General features: G+C 59.0%; 16 protein-coding genes. 5 read left to right on the top strand and 11 right to left on the bottom strand.

Features of this window, described 5'->3' with window-relative positions; all coding sequences use genetic code 11:
* The first annotated feature begins 2 nt into the window (after positions 1-2).
* From rbfA to pnp, 4 genes are all read left to right on the top strand, one after another.
* A complete protein-coding gene (rbfA, locus tag msub_RS12610; protein WP_048496342.1) occupies positions 3-428 on the top strand; it encodes a 30S ribosome-binding factor RbfA in 426 nt (141 codons plus the stop codon).
* Positions 425-1366 carry a tRNA pseudouridine(55) synthase TruB gene (gene truB, locus msub_RS12605; RefSeq protein ID WP_048496341.1) on the top strand — a complete coding sequence of 314 codons (942 nt, stop codon included), beginning with the start codon at positions 425-427 and terminating at the stop codon, positions 1364-1366. Before rbfA ends, truB begins: the two co-directional genes overlap by 4 nt.
* Before the next feature lie 77 nt (positions 1367-1443).
* On the top strand, positions 1444-1713 hold the full coding sequence (rpsO, locus tag msub_RS12600) for a 30S ribosomal protein S15 (RefSeq protein ID WP_048496340.1): 270 nt from the start codon (positions 1444-1446) through the stop codon (positions 1711-1713).
* Positions 1714-2113: 400 nt separating this feature from the next.
* On the top strand, positions 2114-4249 hold the full coding sequence (gene pnp / locus msub_RS12595) for a polyribonucleotide nucleotidyltransferase (protein WP_264750620.1): 2136 nt from the start codon (positions 2114-2116) through the stop codon (positions 4247-4249).
* 150 nt (positions 4250-4399) lie between these two features.
* On the opposite strand, the gene msub_RS12590 is transcribed toward pnp, so the two are convergent.
* The 9 genes from msub_RS12590 to msub_RS12550 form a co-directional block, all read right to left on the bottom strand.
* On the bottom strand, positions 4400-5278 hold the full coding sequence (locus msub_RS12590) for an alpha/beta hydrolase (RefSeq protein WP_048496339.1): 879 nt from the start codon (positions 5276-5278) through the stop codon (positions 4400-4402).
* Positions 5248-7113 (bottom strand): Lnb N-terminal periplasmic domain-containing protein, encoded by a 1866-nt coding sequence (locus msub_RS12585; protein ID WP_048496338.1) that lies wholly within the window; start codon positions 7111-7113, stop codon positions 5248-5250. The genes msub_RS12590 and msub_RS12585 overlap by 31 nt, the downstream gene beginning before the upstream one ends.
* 92 nt (positions 7114-7205) lie before the next feature.
* Positions 7206-7670 (bottom strand): DUF3015 domain-containing protein, encoded by a 465-nt coding sequence (locus msub_RS12580; RefSeq protein WP_048496337.1) that lies wholly within the window; start codon positions 7668-7670, stop codon positions 7206-7208.
* Positions 7671-7900: 230 nt separating this feature from the next.
* Positions 7901-8602, bottom strand: coding sequence for an ABC transporter ATP-binding protein (locus tag msub_RS12575; protein WP_048496336.1), 702 nt, complete (start codon positions 8600-8602; stop codon positions 7901-7903).
* A 9-nt stretch (positions 8603-8611) separates the two neighbouring features.
* Complete coding sequence (gene livG / locus msub_RS12570) at positions 8612-9367, bottom strand: high-affinity branched-chain amino acid ABC transporter ATP-binding protein LivG (protein WP_048496335.1); 756 nt, start codon at positions 9365-9367, stop codon at positions 8612-8614.
* A 6-nt stretch (positions 9368-9373) separates the two neighbouring features.
* Positions 9374-10645 (bottom strand): high-affinity branched-chain amino acid ABC transporter permease LivM, encoded by a 1272-nt coding sequence (locus msub_RS12565; protein WP_048496334.1) that lies wholly within the window; start codon positions 10643-10645, stop codon positions 9374-9376.
* Positions 10645-11571 carry a high-affinity branched-chain amino acid ABC transporter permease LivH gene (livH, locus tag msub_RS12560; protein ID WP_048496333.1) on the bottom strand — a complete coding sequence of 309 codons (927 nt, stop codon included), beginning with the start codon at positions 11569-11571 and terminating at the stop codon, positions 10645-10647. Before livH ends, msub_RS12565 begins: the two co-directional genes overlap by 1 nt.
* 162 nt (positions 11572-11733) lie before the next feature.
* The gene (locus tag msub_RS12555; RefSeq protein ID WP_048496332.1) at positions 11734-12846 is read right to left on the bottom strand and encodes a branched-chain amino acid ABC transporter substrate-binding protein; all 1113 of its coding nucleotides are present in this window, start codon (positions 12844-12846) and stop codon (positions 11734-11736) included.
* A 74-nt stretch (positions 12847-12920) separates the two neighbouring features.
* Positions 12921-13805: a tetratricopeptide repeat protein gene (locus msub_RS12550; protein WP_048497104.1), complete on the bottom strand. Its 885-nt coding sequence runs from the start codon at positions 13803-13805 to the stop codon at positions 12921-12923.
* Between the two features lie 232 nt (positions 13806-14037).
* Here msub_RS12550 and msub_RS12545 point away from each other — a divergent pair, with 232 nt between their 5' ends.
* On the top strand, positions 14038-14532 hold the full coding sequence (locus msub_RS12545; protein WP_048496331.1) for a MarR family winged helix-turn-helix transcriptional regulator: 495 nt from the start codon (positions 14038-14040) through the stop codon (positions 14530-14532).
* A gap of 12 nt (positions 14533-14544) precedes the next feature.
* On the opposite strand, the gene msub_RS12540 is transcribed toward msub_RS12545, so the two are convergent.
* Positions 14545-15804 (bottom strand): PQQ-dependent sugar dehydrogenase, encoded by a 1260-nt coding sequence (locus msub_RS12540; RefSeq protein ID WP_082146484.1) that lies wholly within the window; start codon positions 15802-15804, stop codon positions 14545-14547.
* Positions 15805-15947: 143 nt separating this feature from the next.
* Complete coding sequence (gene lon / locus msub_RS12535) at positions 15948-18398, bottom strand: endopeptidase La (protein WP_048496330.1); 2451 nt, start codon at positions 18396-18398, stop codon at positions 15948-15950.
* Between the last annotated feature and the right edge of the window lie 20 nt (positions 18399-18418).

Below are 18418 nucleotides of genomic sequence, written 5' to 3'. Positions count from 1 at the left end.
TGATGCCAAGAGAGTTCAGCCGGATTGATCGCATCGGCGATCAGATGCAGCGGGAACTGGCCCAGCTCATCCAGCGGGAAGTCAAGGACCCGCGGGTGGGCATGGTCACGGTCAACGCGGTCAAGGTCAGCCGTGACCTTGGCTATGCCGACATCTATGTGTCCCTGCTTTCCACCGAAGAACTGACGGAAGAATCTCCGGAGGTCAAAGAATCGATTGCCGTACTCAACAAGGCGGCTGGTTTTCTTCGCGGGCAGGTAGGGCGAGCCATGAAACTGCGGGTTGTACCGCAACTACGGTTCCATTTTGACACCCTGCAGGGCTACAGCCGCAAGATTGACAGCCTCATTCGCGAAGCGGTTGGCGACAGGCCTGCCGTGGACCGTGACGGGGACGAAGACCAGGACGATCCGGAGCGTAACGCTTGAGTCGCAGACGCAAGGGCCGTGACGTCAACGGTATTCTGGTGATCGACAAGCCGCCGGGTGTCACCTCCAATGGCATTCTGCAGCAGGTGAAGCGCCTTTATGGTGCGGCCAAGGCCGGCCACACCGGCGCGCTCGACCCGCTGGCCACCGGGGTTTTACCCCTGTGTTTCGGCGAGGCCACCAAGTTCTCCCAGATGATGCTGGACAGCGACAAGGCTTACATTGCCACGGCTCGGCTCGGCATCCGTACCGAAACCGGTGACAGTGAGGGCGCTATCGTTGCCGAGAAGCCGGTACCCGCTGGTCTGACCGCGGATGTTCTGGAGCCGGTGCTGGACGGGTTCCGCGGCGAGATCCAGCAGATTCCCTCGATGTACTCGGCGCTCAAACACAAGGGCCGCCCGCTCTATGAGTATGCCCGGGAGGGCATTGTAGTGGAGCGCCCGGCCCGGCCGGTGACCATCTACCAACTGACATTGCTGGACATTCGGGAGAATGAGCTGGATATCGCTGTCAGCTGTACCAAGGGTACGTACATTCGCTCACTGGTGGAGGATATTGGCGATGCCCTCGGGTGTGGTGCCCATGTCACCGCCCTGCGCCGCACCATGGCCTCGGGGTTTACTCTTGCCAATGCCCATGTGGTCAGCGATCTGGAAGCCACGCGTGAGCGGGGCGAGAGTCTGGATGGCCTGCTGGTGGCCCCGGATGCCGCGCTGTCGATGTTCCCGGAGCACCACTTGGCCGGGGTGGCGCTGGTGTCGATATTGAACGGACAACCGGTTAGAATACCGGGTCAGTCCCATGAAGGTTTCTTGCGTCTCTATGCAAAGGAGAACGCTAACGAAAGTTTTGTCGGGCTGGCAGAAGCATTCCCGGAAGGCGAGGAGACCATGCTGGTCCCGCGCCGACTGGTGAAAAGCAGCGGTAAGCGTTAGGCGCAACGCTGTTTAGCCGGGCTGTAGAGATGCGCGGTTCGGCCGGATACGAAAGCATCGCAACAATGAGGTGAGTTATGGCACTTTCTGCCAATGAGAAAGCACAGATCGTTAATGATTATCAGCAGGGTGAAGGCGACACCGGTTCTCCTGAAGTTCAGGTTGCACTGCTCAGCGCCAACATCAACAAACTGCAGGATCACTTCAAGGCCAACAAGCAGGATCACCACTCCCGCCGTGGTCTGATCCGGATGGTAAACCAGCGTCGTAAGCTGCTGGACTACCTCAAGCGCAAGAACGCTGACCGTTACCTGGAGCTCATCCAGCGTCTGGGTCTGCGTCGCTGATCCGGGTCGTTACGACCTGAAGGCTGCACCGGTATTTTCCGGGGTAGCCGTCAACCGGCAGGCCCTTTGCGGGGTCTGCTGGTTGTGCTTGTCTCAAACTGCAGTTGGAATGTCCGTGGTACCGAAGGATTCCCTGTCGTAATGGAAAGCCGAAATTGATAGCAGGTTGTTGAAAAACCCGGGCCGGGCGGCTGACGTAACTGCCGCACCACTGATCGGGGTTTTGCAACAGCCTGTTAGCTTTCAGACGGGTTGCCTTTTGGATCACGACAACACCTGCGGAACAGCGTGAACCTGGGGTCTGGCATGAACCTGGGGTCAGATGAAAGCTTTCATCTGACCCCGTTTTCGAAGCTTGCGATCCCGTCTTCGCGACATATCGGGTTTAATTGAAGAAATAATGCAGGAGTTTTTTGTGGATCTGAAACCTTTCAAGAAATCATTTGAGCTTGGCGGCAAGACCGTCACTCTGGAAACCGGACGTATCGCCCGCCAGGCGACCGGTTCCGTGCTGGTCACCGTTGATGACATTTCCGTTCTCGGTACGGTTGTCGGCGCCAAGGAAGCCAAGCCGGGTCAGCCGTTCTTCCCGCTGACCGTAAACTACTTCGAGAAGACCTACGCCGTGGGCAAAATCCCCGGTGGCTTCTTCAAGCGTGAAGGTCGTCCTTCCGAGAAGGAAACCCTGACCTCCCGCCTGATCGACCGTCCGATTCGTCCGCTGTTCCCGAACGGCTTCATGAACGAAGTCCAGGTCATCACCACGGTTATGTCGTCCAGCAAGAACCAGGATCCGGATATTGCTGCGATGCTGTCTGCCTCGGCGGCGCTGGCCATTTCCGGTATCCCCTTTGACGGCCCCATCGGTGCTTCCCGGGTTGGCTACACCAACGAGCGTGGCTACTTCCTGAACCCGACCTTCGAAGAACTGCAAACCTCCCTGCTGGACATGGTTGTTGCCGGTACCGAAGACGCAGTTCTGATGGTGGAGTCCGAAGCCAAGGGCCTGACCGAAGACCAGATGCTGGGCGGTGTACTGTATGCCCACCAGGAAATGCAGGTGGCCGTTGCCGCGATCAAGGAATTTGCCGCTGAAATCGGCAAGCCCCGCTGGGACTGGCAGCCGGAGCCGGAAAACACCGATCTGCTGAACACCGTGAAGTCCGAAGCCTCTGCCGCCATTGAGGAAGCCTACAGCATCCGCGACAAGATGGAGCGCTACGCGCGTCTGGGCGAAATCAAGACCGCACTGGTTGACAAGCTCGCCGGTGAAGAGGAAGGCCAGCCGTCTTCCGATGACGTCAAGAAGTATTTCGGCAAGGTGGAGAAGTCCATCGTCCGTAATCAGGTTATCGAAGGCAAACCGCGGATCGACGGTCGCGACAACAAGACTGTGCGTCCGATCGAAATCGAAGTGGGTATCCTGCCCAGCGTTCACGGCTCAGCCCTGTTCACCCGTGGCGAGACCCAGGCCATCGTGACCACCACGCTGGGTACCTCCCGCGATGTGCAGATCATTGATGCCCTGGAAGGAGAGCGCAAGGATCCGTTCCTGTTCCACTACAACTTCCCTCCGTACTCCGTAGGCGAAGCGGGCCGTGTCGGCTCACCGGGCCGTCGTGAAGTCGGTCACGGTCGCTTGGCCAAGCGCGGCGTTCTGGCGGTCATGCCGACCCTGGAAGAGTTTCCGTACGCTATTCGCTCTGTTTCCGAGATCACTGAATCCAACGGTTCCAGCTCCATGGCCTCGGTCTGTGGCTCCAGCCTCGCGCTGATGGACGCCGGTGTGCCGATCAAGGCACCGGTTGCCGGTATCGCCATGGGCCTGGTCAAGGAAGGCGACAAGTTCGCGATTCTGACCGACATCCTGGGTGACGAGGATCATCTGGGTGACATGGATTTCAAGGTTGCCGGTACCCAGGAGGGTGTAACCGCCCTGCAGATGGATATCAAGATCAACGGCATTACCGACGAGATCATGGAACTGGCCCTTGAGCAGGCCCACGCAGCGCGTCTGCACATCCTGGGCGAGATGAACAAGGTCATCTCTGCACCCCGTGCCGAGCTGTCTGCCCGTGCACCGAGCATCACCACCATCAAGATCAATCCGGAGAAAATCCGTGACGTAATCGGTAAGGGCGGCTCCATGATTCGCTCGATCTGTGACGAGACCGGTGCCTCCATTGATCTGGATGACGATGGCAACGTGAAGATCTACGCCGACAACCAGGAAGCGGCCCAGGCGGCCGTCAACCGGGTCAAGGAAATCACGGCGGAAATCGAGGTAGGTGCTATCTACAAGGGCCGCGTTGAGCGCATTGTCGACTTCGGTGCCTTTGTGAACATCCTGCCCGGCAAGGATGGTCTGGTGCACATTTCCCAGATCTCTGATCGCCGCATCGAGAACGTGACTGACGAGCTGAGCGAAGGTCAGGAAGTTCTGGTGAAGGTGCTGGACGTGGATAACCGTGGCCGGGTCAAGCTGTCCATGAAGGAAATCAAGGAAGGCGACGAGCCGACCGATTTCTCTGCCTGATAGCTTTCGGGCCTGATAAAAACCCGCCTTTCCTCTGGATTGGCGGGTTTTTTTGTTTTTGGTTTGGGTGCAAGCGACTGTTGGGCTTATCCCGAGCCTGCCGAACGTAGGTCGGATTAGCCAAAGGCGTAATCCGACAAAGCCGAAACTTTATTCAGCCGTATTCATGAAACGAAGTACCTCTTCCCGATACCCCGGAATCACGAACGTCGCCCCATGCGGCGTATCCGTCTGCAAAAACTCTTTCGGCTCCTCCGCAGCTTCGTACAGAGCTGCCCCATGGTGAAACGGAATAATGCCATCCCGGACACTGTGAATAACCATCACCGGAACCGGGCTGATGTCGTCGATGCGCGCCACGCCTTCGTATTCCGCGGGAATGGTCCAGCTCAACGGAATCTGGAACGGCCAGGTTAACCAGAAGGCATCAAGCTTCTCCCGGGCAATTTTACGGAAGCCGGCAAAGGTGCTGTCCAGTATCACGCCATCGAGGCGGGGCTGTTGTTGGCGTTTGACCCATTCACTGGCCAGCGGGAGGGCGAGAGCACCGCCCAGGCTCTGGCCCAGCAGGAAGACCGGTTTGCCTGTCACTCCTGGTTGGCTCCCCAACCAGCGCAGCCCGCTTTCCACGTCGTGGAGGGCGCCTTGGATGTTCGGGTCGCCGGTGGATTTGCCGTAGCCCCGGTAATCGATGGTAAAGACGTTGTAGCCATTTTCCGGCAACCAGGCGACGTTGAGGATGTGGCTGCTGATGTTCTGGGCATTGCCGTGGAGGAAGTAAACCGTGCCCCTGGCTGGGCTTTCAGGCGATTCTGCGGGCAGCCACCAGCCGTGGAGCCTCTCGCCGTCGGCGGTATCGATGTAGATATCGTCGTAGGCGAGATTCAGGCGGTCCGGGGTGATGTAGGTGACCCGGTCCGGATAGAAGAACAGACTGCTGCAACCGGGCAGCAGCAGGAGTGCGAGCGCAAGCCCGGCGAGGCGGGCTGCGCCGGGTTTTAGAAGTAGGCGTGGAGTCCGGCTTGCCATAGGTTCTGGTACCTGTCGAAGTGGTCTTCCCGGGTGAATTCGGCAAACAGGCTGAATTCGCGGCCCAAGTGCCAGTTGGCCCTGGCGTATAGCTGATCCTGCCGGTCCCGGCTGCTGACGATCCAGGCTTTGGTTTTGGCGCCCGCCAGCACGCTGAAACGGTTGTTCTGGTGCAGCAGTCCGATGTCGGCGCCCGGGGCGGCATCGTAGCCGTGGCGCAGATCGTCATCGATTTCCAGATCGGCGGTGGCCATGGCGAAAGCCTGGGTATGGCTGCCCAGGCGCCAGCTTCCGCCGGCGCCGCCTTCCAGGTAGGGGGCCAGCACCCGCTTTTCTCCGGTGTCGGTTCTGCGAGCGCCGAAACCGACCTGCCAGGATAGCGGCGTGAAGAAGGCATTTCTGGAGCTCAGTGAGCGGATTTCCACGCCGGTCAGCTGTTCCAGCTGGAGTTCGTTGTTGTCGGTATACAGGCGGGCGTCCAGCCTCAGGAATTGCAACTGCGCGCCGCTGCGATAGCCGGCGGGCGGGTCCAGCAGGTCATGGTATGCGGGCCGCAGAGTGAACTGGGCAAACTCCCGGTGTGCCTGCTGCCCGGCACCCAGGCTCAGGCGGAAAGTATCATGGCCCTGGTCGTCCCTCACCTCCGGCTTCGGTGGCTTTTCAGGAGGTGGAATACCCTCGATGCGGCTGCGTTCGCGCAACAGGTCGTGGGACAGGGGCGCGGCGATTTCCCGGGGCCAGCCGTCGGCTTCACTTTTGTAGCGGACGTAATCGTAGGTGGCATCCAGGACATGGGCCCGCTGTCGGGGCGGCAGAGAGGTTACTTCGCTCGCATCGGCGGCGATATAACCATTGGCGATGGCCGCCGCCAGGGTCTGCTGGCCGTCGGGCAGATTGGTGAGGCTGTAGGCCACGGAAGTGGCTGCCGACGGCCGGTAATACACGTCGCTAACCAGGCCTTTGTCCACGACCCAGCGCACGGTGTCCGAGGGGATGGCGTGAGTGTTCACTTCGCCGAGCAGGTTGGTGCCCGGGCGCGCGATATCAATCAGGGCGAGCAGGCGGTAGGCACAGTTTTCATCAAAGAAATAATAATCGAAGTTCCGGTCGCGGATTTCCCAGGCGTGGGCGATCATCATGTCCACTTCGTCCTGAGTAAGGTTCAGCCGGTATTCCCACAGGTCGCGGTGTTCGATGTCGGAATACAGTCGCACTTTTTCGTAGTAGGGCTGAATCGTGGTTATTCCGGGGTAACCGCCAAAGATGCCTTTGTAGGCAAATGAGATCTCGCTGTCATGGGCGGCGGCATCAGCGGCGTAGGAGATCGTGCTGGCCAGCAACAGGTTGGTTTCCTCGTCCTCCTGGGGCGGGTCCAGCCTAAGGAAGGTATGGCCGAACATGGACGACGGGCTGTTCAGGTAGGAGGCGGCGAACACCAGGGTGACCGTTTCAGTATTCAGGGTTTCGGACCATTGCTGGTAACCGGGACAATTGATCTCCGGCAGTGACAGGTCAAGTTTCTGTCGGAGCCAGGCGGTCCGGGCAGGAAACTGGCAGCGGGCATGGTCATTGCCTCCGCCGGGCTGCTGGATAGCTTTGAGGGTTGCCGCAAGCTCAGCCCGGGGAGAGTGTTTGCCGTTCTTGCTCAGAAAAAACGCCGGATCGTCGGCCTGGCTGGTGTAGCCATCGCCAAAGGCGTCAGGCTGGTAGTGGATCAGGGTAAGCCACGCCGGATCAAGGTACAGACTGGGCCGGCTGGTAATTACCTCTGCCGCGGTTGGCAGGCTGATTGCGAGCCAGATCAACGCTGGCCCAATGCGAAGCTTATTGCCCATGGGTTTTGCTGTATCCGGGGGGTGAACAGGGTAGAGGGTGGAGCAGTGCGCCGTCCCTGGCGCACGAATATCCTTTTTTTACGGAACCAGAATCAGGCCGCTACGTACTTGCTGAGCGACTCGTTCTTCTCCATCAGCGCAACAATGGCGTTGACGGCTTCGCCGGACGTGGTGTCAGAACTCGGGAAAATGGTAGCGAAGTTGTCCTGCAGCACCTTGCGGAAGGTGTCACGGTCAGCCTGGTCTACGCCCAGCAGAACCGCCAGGGTGTCGAGGTTTTCGCCAGCACCGCGGGACATGTCCCTGGCCACTTTGTCGATGTTGTTGTTCATGTACATCGCCATGGACTGAACCGCTTCATTGGTCTGGCAGCCGAGGGTGCCTGTAGTCATCCCGAAGGTCTGGTTACCAAACGTACCGTTGGTGGTTGCCGCGAGGACATGGGGGGCGATACCTGACTGTCCTTCCCAGATCATGGCGCCTACGCCACAGCCGGGTTGGGCAAAGGCCACAGAGGATGCGCCCAGAAGAATTGCACCTGCGATCAGTTTTTTCATTATTCACTCCTTCCTTTGGTTTAAGCTCTCGTCGCAATACACAGTGCTGCCCCTGACGCAGGCCAGCACTGGGAAAACGGCCCTGACTGGTCTTGTGGAGACAGGATGACCGTTGGCTTGAGTATAGTTCATATCCTGTCAGCGCAAGTTTACAGATTGGTGAGTATTTGATTTGGCCCAAAAAAACCGGAGCTGTGGGTATCAAGCTCCGGTTTCAAGGGGGTGGCTACTCAACCGCCCAGATAGGCATTCTGGACATCCGGATTGGCCAGCAGGTTCTTGCCGGTATCGTGCAGGCGAATCTTCCCGGTTTCCAGCACGTAACCCCGGTCGGCCAAATTCAGTGCCTGGTGGGCGTTCTGCTCAACCAGGAAAACCGTGATGCCTTCCTCGCGCAGGTGGCCGATGATCTCGAAGATCTGCTTGATCACCAGTGGCGCCAGGCCAAGGGAGGGCTCATCAAGGATGATCATGTTCGGCTTGCTCATCAGCGCCCGCCCGATGGCGAGCATCTGCTGCTCACCCCCGGACATGGTGCCGGCCCGCTGGTGCTCACGCTCCTTGAGGCGGGGAAAGAGCTGGTAAACGTGGTCCTGGCTCTTGCGGATTTCCGACTTGGTATTGAAGAACCCGCCCATCTGCAGGTTTTCCTCCACCGTGAGGCCGGAAAAGATCCGGCGACCCTCCGGAACGATGGCAATGCCCGAGCGCATGATCTGGGAGGTGGGGTCCCGGGTGATATCCCGGTCGTTCAGGATAACCCGGCCAGAGCTGGCCTGGGGATTGCCGCACACGGTCATCAGGAGTGTGGTTTTGCCCGCGCCGTTGGCGCCAATCAGCGAAACGATCTCGCCTTTTTTTACCTCGACTGAAACCCCGTGCAAGGCCTCGATCTTGCCGTAATGGGTATGAACATCTTCTAGTACTAGCATGATTTTCCCTCAGGCCTCGCCCAGATAGGCTTTGATCACGTCGTCGTTCTGGCGGATTTCCTCCGGCGTGCCACTGGCCAGGGGGCGCCCCTGGTTGATGACAACAATGCGGTCGGAGATATCCATTACCAGGCTCATGTCGTGCTCAATCAGCACAACGGAAACGTTGTAATCCTCTTTCAGGCTGACAATCAGCCTGTTGAGTTCCTTGGTTTCCGCCGGGTTGAGGCCGGCAGCCGGCTCGTCGAGCATCAGCAGCCTGGGTTCGGTGACCATGCAGCGGGCGATTTCCAGGCGCCTCTGCTGTCCGTAGGCCAGGTTACCGGCTTCCCGGTTGGCCAGATCCAGCAGGCCCACGCGGTCGAGCCAGTAGGCCGCCCGGTCCAGGGATTTTTGTTCCCTTTTCCGGTAATCGGGGGTCTTCAGCAGGCCAGAAATCAGGTTAGTGTTCAGGTGCCGGTGTTGTGCCACCAGCAGGTTCTCCACCACGGTCATCTGGCTAAACAGGCGCACATGCTGGAAGGTGCGAACCATACCCAGCCGTGAGATCTTGTGATCGGGCTTGCCCTGAATCTCGGCGCCCTCAAACAGTATCTTGCCGCCGGTCGGCGTGTAGAAGCCACTCATGCAGTTGAATACTGTGGTTTTTCCAGCTCCGTTGGGGCCGATAATGGATACAATTTCCCGTTCCTGAACGTCCAGGGACACCTGGTCTACTGCCAGCAGGCCGCCAAAGCGCATGGACAGATTCTGTACTTCAAGCATCGTCCGTCACTCCTGCTTGTTCAGTTCAATATGAATGCGGCGCATGGGCAGCAGGCCCTGGGGGCGCCAGACCATCATCAGCACCATGGCGGCGCCGAAGATCAGCATGCGGTATTCGGAAAACTCACGGGCCAGTTCCGGCAGGATAGTGACGGCAATCGCCGCCAGAATCACACCGAGCTGGGAACCCATGCCCCCGAGTACCACGATGGCCAGGACGATGGCCGATTCCAGGAAAACGAAGGATTCAGGGCTGATAAACCCCTGCTTGGAGGCGAACACCGTGCCGGCAAAGCCGGCGAAGAACGCCCCGATGGTAAAAGCGGTGAGCTTGACAGCGGTCCGGTTCAGGCCCAGCGAGCGAGCCGCGATTTCATCCTCCCGCAATGCTTCCCAGGCGCGGCCTACCGGCATGCGCATGAAGCGCCGGATGATCAGCGCCGTGAAAACCGCCAGCATCAGGGCAATCAGGTAGAGGAAGATCACCTTGTCTTCGCCACTGTAGGCGATGCCGAAGGTTTCATGGAAGGAGACGTTGCCCTCTTCCTTGACCCGGCGGCCGAACTCCATGCCGAACAGCGTGGGTTCGGGGATGCCCCCTATGCCGTTGGGACCGCCGGTCAGGCTGGTCCAGTTGTTGAGCAGGATGCGGATAATCTCGCCAAAACCGAGAGTAACGATTGCCAGGTAGTCGCCCCGCAGCCGCAACACCGGGAACCCCAATACCAGGCCAAACAGGGCTGCAAGCATTGCCCCGATGGGCAATGCCATCCAGAAGGAAATGCCGTAGTACTCGGAAAGCAGTGCAAAGGTGTACGCGCCGACGGCATAGAAGGCGACATAACCCAGATCCAGCAGGCCTGCCAGGCCAACCACCACATTCAGACCGAGTGCCAGCATGATGTAGATGAGTACCAGGGTTGCCAGATCAACCGAGCCCCGTGACACGAAGAACGGCCAGAACAGGGCAAGCACTACAATCCCGGTAATCACCCAGGACTCGATTTTCGCCCGCTTGTTTTCCGCCATCGGTGCTTTCTGGCTCTCTGGCAGCGGATTCGGGATGCTCTTCAGTGTTGCCATGATGTGGTCACGGAACAGCTGGAACAGGAAGACCACGCTGGCGGCCAGAAAAACCATCACGATGGTGGAAGCCTGGGCGCCGGTGAGGGTGACGTCAATGCCATGGGCCACCAGGTTAAACCCGAGAATCGGGTAGGAAATAATCAGGGTGATCACAGCGCAGAAGAGCGCATGTTTCAAATTTTGGGCAGCCATCAGATCTTCTCAACCTCCGGTTTGCCGAGCAGGCCGGTGGGTTTGAACAGCAGAATCAGTATGAGCAGGCCAAACGAGACGACGTCTTTGTAGGCACCACTCAGGTAGCCGGACGTCATGCTCTCGGATACCCCCAGGATAAGCCCGCCGAGCATGGCGCCAGGGATGCTTCCAATGCCACCCAGAACGGCGGCGGTAAAGGCCTTGAGGCCGGCGATAAAGCCAAACAGCGGGTCGATGGAGCCGTAGTACATGCCCAGCAAAAGCCCGGCGACCGCCGCCAGCGCCGCCCCGATCACGAAGGTGGCGGCGATGATGCGGTTGGTATCAATGCCCAGCAGGTTCGCCATGCCCAGGTCCTGGGCCACGGCCCGGCAGGCCCGGCCAAGGCGTGAGCGGGAGATGAACAGGGACAGGGCCGTCATGCAGACCAGCGTGGTGGCGAAGACCGTCATCTGCATGTAGGAGATAGAACCCTGGAAGGTATCTTCTGCCCCAAAGTCAAAGCCGCCCTGAATCAGCAGGGGGAAGCCGACGTTGCGTGAGCCTTGTGCGAGATGAACGTAGTTCTGCAGGAAGATGGACATGCCGATGGCGGAAATCAGTGGGATCAGCCGGTGGCGACCCCGAACCGGCCGGTAGGCCACCCTTTCCACCGCCCAGCCCATGGCACTGGACACAATCACCGCACACACCAGTGCAACGATCAGGATCAGTGGCAGCCAGCTTACCCCGAGGGTTGCCAGGCCGGTAATGGCAATCAGTGCGGTATAGGCACCGATCATGTAGATCTCACCATGGGCAAAGTTGATCATGCCGATGATGCCGTAAACCATCGTATAACCGATGGCGATCAGCGCATAGGCGCTGCCGATTGTCAGTCCGTTGATAATCTGCTGGATAAAATACAGGGAAGCTTCTGACATTGTTTGTAACTCCGAAAGCCTGCCCCCTACGCGACCTCACTGCACAGCCCGGGATAACCGGTCCGCCAGCGGGGAAGGATCAACAGGAGCCTAGAAAAACACCTTCTCCCGGATCGCGGTGAGAAGGTGCTCTCAATATTACCGTTTTTTAACGATGTCGGCTCATTTTAACGGAGTTTTGCTTCCATCTGAATGCCATTCGTAGACAACGAAGTCGAAGGACTTCAGGTCACCGGCCTTGTCGTACTCGACAGTGCCAATGGGTGTCTGGAAGGTGCCACTGCGCAGGGCTTCAGCCACTTCGAACGGATCCGTGGATTGTGCTTTCTCAATGCCTTCCGCGATGAGCTGCACCGCTGTGTAGGACGTCAGCACGAACGGGCCGGAAGGGTCTTCGCCTTTGGTTTCGAATGCTTTAACCAGTTCCTGGTTCTCGGCTTTCTGGTCAAAGGCCGGCGGCAGAGTCACCAGCAAGCCTTCCGCGGCTTCGCCGGCGATGGTGTTGATGTCTTTGTTGCCCACACCTTCAGGGCCCATGAACGTGGCTTCCAGCCCGGCCTGGCGTGCCTGACGGAGAATCAGGCCCAGTTCGGGATGATAGCCGCCGTAGTAGACGTAATCGACATCGGCCTGCTTGAGCTTGCTTACCAGGGCAGAGAAGTCCTTGCTGCCTGCGGTGATGCCCTCAAACATGGCGATTTCCACGCCCTTTTCTTTAAGAGTATCCCGCACGGCGGTGGCAATGCCTTCACCATACTGCTGCTTGTCGTGGATGATGGCCACGCGCCCGGGGTTCAGGCTGGCCAGGTAATTCGCGGCCACCGGGCCCTGCATGCTGTCCAGGCCGATGGTGCGGAACACCAGCTCGTAACCACGGTCGGTGATTGCGGGGCTGGTGGAGGCCGGTGTGATCATAAGGACGCCTTCGTCCTCATAAATGTCAGAAGCAGGCTGGGTGGAGCTGGAACACAGATGGCCGACGACAAAGCGGACGCCATCGTTGACCAGGCTGTTGGCGACACTGACGGCCTGCTTGGGATCGCAGACGTCATCGTATTCAACGCCGACCAGTTCCTCCCCCATCACGCCGCCATTGGCGTTGATCTGCTCGATGGCCATGCGGGCGCCGGAAAACTGCATGTCACCATACTGGGCGACGGGGCCGGTCATGGGGCCGGCGATGCCGATCTTGATTTCGGCGGCGGCGTGGCCGGCGCCCATCAGGGCGACGGTGGTGCTGACAGCGGTTACCAGTTTCTTAATTGACGTTTTCATTAGGTCTATCCTGTGTGTTCAGGGTTATTCTTATGTTCTCAGATGGTTAAACAAACACTACACCCCGCGGCTTGTCAAGCATCGGTCCCGTCGTCCTGATCCGGAAACACCAGGGCACGGAAGCTGTCGTGATCCCGAAGCTGCTCGAAACTGACGTCCACAGAGGCGTCGTCACGGTATGCCTCGGAGATATCAATGGCTTTTTGCAGGGTGCTGACGGCGTCATCCCAGCGGCCGATCTCGGCGTAGGCACAGGCGAGCTGGTAGTGCGCATGGCCATTATCCGGTGCCAGTTTCAGGGCCCGCTGGCACAGGCTGATGGCCCACAGCGGCTCCTGCATCTCCAGGACCGCGTCCGCCTTATAGCTCAGTGCCTCCACGTCATCCGGGCGCAGGTCCAGGATGGTGTCGTAGGCGGCGATCTTGTTCTGCTGGGAGGTTTCCTGGCTGGCCTTCAGCCACAGGGAATGCACTTCATTGGTGCGTTCAATCTCGGCCTGGTTCTGTTGGATGATGTCGGATTTCTGCCTCAATTGGTCTTCAATGAACTCAAGGCGGGTTTCGTACTCCACCACCAGTTCGTTCACCCGCTTCTCGGCCAGGCTGGTGAGCTGGTTGCGCATGTCCCGGATAGAGTTCCAGCCGATGACCACCAGGATGGAGGTGGCGCCTGCTATCAGGTAAAAGAAGTAAGTGACCGTGTCGGTGGCGTAGGACATGGTCTTGTCAGCAACGGACAGCTCCTTGTCCACCACCTTTTCAATCAGCTCGGCGCGGGTATTCATCATTTCCTTGCGCAGAGCCTTGGTTTCTTCAAGCAGGTACAGCTCGATAAACGGGGTATACATCGGCTCTTTCAGATCGGAGAGCGTTGCGGCCACGTCTTCCGAGGTAATGTCTTGTTCATTGGGGGGTGGCTCATTCGTGCCCTGGGCGAATGCAGCGCCTGCCACCGTCATCAGGCCAAGGGCAACACCGGTGCGCAATGGGCCCAGAAACGGCAGGAGCCGGCGAAAGAATCGATTGCTCATGATGCTGATTCCGTTTTCGGTCTGGTAAAAATCCAGAACCTTAGCATAGTGTCTGGCAAAAAAACTGCAGGGGTTCTCCCTGACTTGCATTCTTCGGTGCAAAGACCTCTAATAGTTAGTGGTATAAACAAATTATTGATTTCCGAGTCGGGGTAAGGCTGTGAACAGTTATGAAGACGTACTGGTGGCACTTCGGCGGGTAATCCGGGCAACCGACCTGCACTCCAAACGCCTCAGCAAACACGCCGGGCTTACCGGCCCGCAGTTGCTGATCATGAGAACGATTCGGGACCTTGGTGAAGTCACCATCGGCACGATTGCTGACAAGGTGAGCCTCAGCCAGGCGACGGTGACAACGATTCTGGACCGCCTTGAGCACCGCAAGCTGGTCTACCGGGTACGCAGCACACAGGACAAGCGCAAGGTGCATGCCCATCTGACTGACGAGGGCGCAGAGCTCCTTGCCAGGGCGCCAAATCCGCTGCAGGAGGATTTCATCCAGAAATTCCAGAGCCTTGCGGAGTGGGAGCAGACCATGATTCTGGCCTCGCTGCAGCGGGTGGCCAACATGATGGATGCCGACGATATTGATGCCTCGCCGGTGCTGACAGTGGGGTCGGTACTGAAGGACGATGGTTGGAAGGAAAAGGCCTGAAAGAGAAGGAAGTCAGGGCCCGGTGTAGGCAATCCGGTAGACGGCGCCCGCCAGGTCGTCAGAGACCAGCAGTGAACCATCCTTGAGCTGCGCCACATCCACCGGCCGGCCCAGATACTCGCCGTTGTCAGCCAGCCAGCCCTCCGCGAAGGGCACGGTTTCCCCGGCAATGTTGCCGTCGGCATCCACCGGCGTGAACATCACCCGGGCGCCGATGGGTGTCGTCCGGTTCCAGGAGCCGTGCTGAGCCGAGAAAATGCCGCCCTGGTACGGTTTCGGGAACATATCTCCGGTGTAGAACATCATTCCCAGGTCGGCGGCATGGGCCACGGTCTCGGAAACCGGGAATACCACCTCCACCGGCACCTTCTCACCCTTGTATTCATTGGTGCGGACATCGCCTCCACCATACCAGGGGTAGCCAAAGTGCTGGCCCATGGCCGTTTGCCGGTTGATTTCACCGGGAGGAATGTCATCTCCCATACCATCCACCTGGTTGTCGGTGAACCAGAGGTCGCCGGTGGTGGGGTGGAAGTCCTGGCCGACCGAGTTGCGGATCCCTCGGGTGTACACCTCGCGTCCGGTGCCGTCCCGATTGAGCCGGATAATGCCGCCAATCCCGAGTTTTCCGAAGGTATCGATGTATTCCGGCGGGGTCACGTTATAGGGTTGGCCCAGCGAGATGTACAGCTTGTCGTCCGGCCCGATATCGCAGACCCGGGCGGTATGGTTGTAGCTCACGAACTGTTTCGGGATCAGCGTGCCCCGGGGAATCACCTCGTAGGCCATCACATCGCCCCCTTTATAGAAGGACTCGGCGGCCGGATAGGCCAGTACCCGGTTCTGCTCGGCGATGTAAAGCACGCCGTCCGATGAGAAGCAGGGGCCATTCGGCACTGCCTTGGCGAGCGAGGGCGCAAAGTTTTTCACTTCATCAGCAATCCGGTCTTTGTCCTGGTCGATTACTGCCCAGACCTCGGTTTTCCGGGTGCCGACAAAGGTCACCACGCCCTGGGGCCCGACTGCCATGTGGCGGGCATCCGGAACCCGTGCATACAGGCTGATCTCAAAGCCTTCCGGTAACCGGATCGTTTCCAGGGTTTTGCGGATGGCGTCGGCTCTGTCGCTGTTCTGGTCGATGACGGTGAATTCGGCTTTTCCGGTGGTCTGGAAATTGCCCAGTGTTTTGAGTGTGCTGTCAGACTGGCTATGGGCGTAAGGGACGATCGCGAGGCCAGCGGCCACGCACAGCATCGAGGCTTTTGTGTTCATTGTCGTTAGGCTCTCTTCACCAGCGAGCAGGAGCCGGCAATTCCGAGTCCGCCCGCCGGTTACTTTTCCGTCAGTGTCAGATCGAGTAAAGACAAGAGCCCAGTGGGCGTCAACGTTATCGCCCACTCGTTACACCATTTAATTCAGTGGACGCTGGAGCCTTTCCGGGGTTTGTTGGCGAAGCATGCCTGAAACACATCGTTATAGTGTTTGGCAAAATTCACCGTCAGGCCTTCCTTCAGGTAGTCCGGCAGTTCCTCGTAATCTCCCCGGTTTGCCTCCGGCAGGATCAGGTTGCCGATTTTCTGGCGCCGGGCGGCAATCACCTTTTCTCGGATACCACCCACGGGTAGTACCTGGCCGGTCAGTGTCAGCTCGCCGGTCATGGCGAGATTCTGCTGCGGTGCTTCCTTCCGGGCGATGGACAGCAGGGCGGTGGCCATGGTGACACCGGCGCTGGGGCCGTCTTTCGGCGTGGCCCCCTCAGGCACATGCAGATGCACGAACGACTTGTCGAAAAAGGTCGGGTCGCCCCTGAAGCGCTTGAGGTTGGACGACACGTAGCTGTAGGCAATTTCGGCGGACTCTTTCATCACATCCCCGAGCTGACCTGTCAGTTTGAAGCCGCGCTGGGAGCTGTGGATACGTGACGCCTCGATGCTGAGTGTGGCGCCGCCCATGGCGGTCCAGGCGAGGCCTGTGACCACGCCGGTACCCCGGAGCGACTTCTCTTTGCGGAATGAGGGCTGGCCCAAGTAGGCTTGCAGGTCGGCAACGCCCACCTTTACCGGATGGCCCGGATTTTCCAGCAGTTTAACGATGCCTTTGCGCAGGATCTTGTGCAGTAGCTTTTCAAGATTCCGTACACCGGATTCCCGGGCATAGCCTTCGATCACCTGCCGGATGGCGGCGTCGGTGATATTGAACTGCTTTTTCAGGAGGCCCGCCCGTTTCAGCAACCTTGGCAGCAGGTGATGCTTGGCGATGGCCAGTTTTTCTTCCCCGATGTAACCGGACAGGCGGATCACATCCATCCGGTCCAGCAGTGGCCTGGGTATCGTATCCAACTGGTTCGCGGTGCAGATAAACAATACCTTGGACAGGTCCATGCGGACATCCAGGTAGTGATCCAGGAACTCCCGGTTCTGTTCCGGGTCCAGGGTTTCGAGCAGCGCTGACGCCGGATCACCCTGGTAGGAGGCGCCGATCTTGTCGATCTCGTCCAGCATGATCACCGGGTTCGCCACTTTCGAATCCTTCAGCGCCTGGACAAACTTGCCCGGCATGGCTCCGATGTAGGTGCGGCGGTGACCCTTGATTTCAGCCTCGTCACGCATGCCGCCGACGCTGAAGCGATAGAACTTCCGGCCCAGGGCATCGGCGACGGAGTGGCCGATAGAGGTTTTGCCTACCCCCGGCGGGCCTACCAGCAACAGGATGGAGCCGCTCACTTCGCCCTTGAAGGTCCCTTCGGCCAGAAACTCGACGATGCGGTCTTTGACATCGTCCAGGCCATCGTGGTCCCGGTCCAGGATGCGGCGGGCTTCGGCCAGATCGAAATGGTCCTCGGAGTGCACGCCCCAGGGCACTTGGGTCAGCCAGTCGAGGTAATTGCGGGTAACGCCGTATTCCGGCGAGCCCTGTTCCAGCACCTGCAGCTTCTGGACTTCATCGTTGAAGCGCTCGCGCACGGCTTCGGGCGGATCCAGATGCGCCATCCGCTCCTCGAACCGCTCCACATCCGCGGTCTTGTCGTCCTTGGCCATGCCCAGTTCGCGCTGGATGACCTTGAGCTGCTCTTTCAGGAAAAACTCCCGCTGGTGCTTCTGCACCTTGGCGTTGACCTCCTCGCTGATTTCCGACTGCAGCCGCGCCACTTCCTGCTCCTTGCGCATCAGCAGCAATACCTTTTCCATGCGGCGCAACAGGGGCACGGTATCGAGCACGTCCTGCAATTCACGGCCGGGAGCGCTGGTCATGGAAGCGCCGAAATCGGCCAGCGGTGAGCTGTCCTCTGGCCCGAAGCGGGACAGGTATTGCTTCACCTCCTCGCCATACAGCGGATTGGTGCGCAGCAATTCCTTGATCGCGCTGATGATGGCCAGGGTGTAGGCCTTGAGCTCGTCGGAATCTTCTTCCGGCTCGGCCGGGTATTCAACCTCCACCAGGTAGGGAGGCTTGCGGCGTAACCACTGGACAATCCGGAAGCGTTGCAGGCCCTGAGCAATGAACTGGATCTTGCCACTCTCGTTCTGGGCGTGGTGAACGCGCACGGCACAGCCGGTGGTCTTCAGCTGTTCGCTGGCGGGTATGCCGTCTTCGGCCTCCTCGTTTTCCACAAAGCAGATGCCCAACACCCGGTGGTCGGTTTCACCCACTCGTTTGAGAGTTTCCTGCCACGGGTTCTGGTTCACCATCACAGGCTGTACCTGGGCCGGAAAGAACGGGCGATTGGACACCGGCAGAACATACATCCGCCGGGGCATCATCTGTTGCGGCAGGGCGAGGCTCTTGCTGTGCTCGTCCTTGCCAATGTATTCGGTCACGTCCTCTTCGAATTCCTCAAGTGAATCTTTGCTTGGGTCGTCATTCATGCCGTGAAGTGTCCATCCGG

Source organism: Marinobacter subterrani (assembly GCF_001045555.1).
GTDB classification, from domain to species: Bacteria; Pseudomonadota; Gammaproteobacteria; order Pseudomonadales; family Oleiphilaceae; genus Marinobacter; species Marinobacter subterrani.
The sequence above is the reverse complement of the archived record's forward strand: the minus strand, read 5'-3'. Positions and strand labels throughout refer to the sequence as shown.

Excerpts from the sequence above, each read along its gene's own strand:
- rbfA (WP_048496342.1), top strand. The coding sequence starts at position 3 with ATGCCAAGAGAGTTCAGCCGGATTGATCGCATCGGCGATCAGATGCAG.
- rpsO (WP_048496340.1), top strand. The coding sequence starts at position 1,444 with ATGGCACTTTCTGCCAATGAGAAAGCACAGATCGTTAATGATTATCAG.
- pnp (WP_264750620.1), top strand. The coding sequence starts at position 2,114 with ATGCAGGAGTTTTTTGTGGATCTGAAACCTTTCAAGAAATCATTTGAG.
- msub_RS12590 (WP_048496339.1), bottom strand. The coding sequence starts at position 5,278 with ATGGCAAGCCGGACTCCACGCCTACTTCTAAAACCCGGCGCAGCCCGC.
- msub_RS12585 (WP_048496338.1), bottom strand. The coding sequence starts at position 7,113 with ATGGGCAATAAGCTTCGCATTGGGCCAGCGTTGATCTGGCTCGCAATC.
- msub_RS12580 (WP_048496337.1), bottom strand. The coding sequence starts at position 7,670 with ATGAAAAAACTGATCGCAGGTGCAATTCTTCTGGGCGCATCCTCTGTG.
- msub_RS12575 (WP_048496336.1), bottom strand. The coding sequence starts at position 8,602 with ATGCTAGTACTAGAAGATGTTCATACCCATTACGGCAAGATCGAGGCC.
- livG (WP_048496335.1), bottom strand. The coding sequence starts at position 9,367 with ATGCTTGAAGTACAGAATCTGTCCATGCGCTTTGGCGGCCTGCTGGCA.
- msub_RS12565 (WP_048496334.1), bottom strand. The coding sequence starts at position 10,645 with ATGGCTGCCCAAAATTTGAAACATGCGCTCTTCTGCGCTGTGATCACC.
- livH (WP_048496333.1), bottom strand. The coding sequence starts at position 11,571 with ATGTCAGAAGCTTCCCTGTATTTTATCCAGCAGATTATCAACGGACTG.
- msub_RS12555 (WP_048496332.1), bottom strand. The coding sequence starts at position 12,846 with ATGAAAACGTCAATTAAGAAACTGGTAACCGCTGTCAGCACCACCGTC.
- msub_RS12550 (WP_048497104.1), bottom strand. The coding sequence starts at position 13,805 with ATGACGGTGGCAGGCGCTGCATTCGCCCAGGGCACGAATGAGCCACCC.
- msub_RS12540 (WP_082146484.1), bottom strand. The coding sequence starts at position 15,804 with ATGAACACAAAAGCCTCGATGCTGTGCGTGGCCGCTGGCCTCGCGATC.
- lon (WP_048496330.1), bottom strand. The coding sequence starts at position 18,398 with ATGAATGACGACCCAAGCAAAGATTCACTTGAGGAATTCGAAGAGGAC.